Source organism: Mycolicibacter algericus DSM 45454, assembly GCF_002086455.1.
Lineage (GTDB): Bacteria > Actinomycetota > Actinomycetes > Mycobacteriales > Mycobacteriaceae > Mycobacterium > Mycobacterium algericum.
Genome location: NZ_MVHC01000097.1, coordinates 1 through 635, shown reverse-complemented (window position 1 = coordinate 635; position 635 = coordinate 1). Strand labels below are relative to the sequence as shown.

The 635-nt window shown below is 67.2% G+C and carries 1 protein-coding gene; it reads left to right on the top strand.

The features are described from left to right. Positions 1–635: IS256 family transposase (locus BST10_RS22265; RefSeq protein ID WP_109559627.1), on the top strand; the 635-nt coding region annotated here is incomplete at both ends.

The following is a 635-nucleotide window of genomic DNA, read 5'->3' as shown; positions in this document are numbered from 1 at the left end:
GACACCGAAGTGGCCGCCTTCCGCGACCGCCCGCTCTCGGAGCAGGCATTCCCGTACGTGTTCCTCGATGCCACCTACTGCAAGGCCCGGGTCAACCACCGGGTCGTCTCCCAGGCGGTGGTCATCGCCACCGGCGTGGCCGCCGACGGCCGCCGCGAAGTGCTCGGCTTCGACGTCGGAGACTCCGAGGACGGCGCATTTTGGACGGCGTTTCTGCGGTCGCTGAAATCGCGTGGGCTGGCCGGGGTGCAGCTGGTCATCTCCGATGCCCATGCCGGGCTGCGGGCCGCCATCGAAGCCGTGCTGATCGGAGCGGCCTGGCAACGGTGCCGGGTGCATTTCGTGCGCAACGTTCTCGCGCAGGTGCCCAAGGGTTCCGCGGAGATGGTCGCCGCGGCGATCCGCACCATTTTCGCCCAACCCGACGCCGAGCACGTGCGCGAACAACTCGACACCATCGCCACCATGCTGGGCCGGCAATTGCCCAAGGTCGAGACCATGCTGCGTGATGCCGCCGAGGACATCACCGCGTTCGCCGACTTCCCGGTGGCGCACTGGAAAAAGATCTGGTCGACCAACCCGTTGGAGCGTCTCAACCGCGAGATCAAGCGCCGAACCGACGTCGTCGGGGTCTT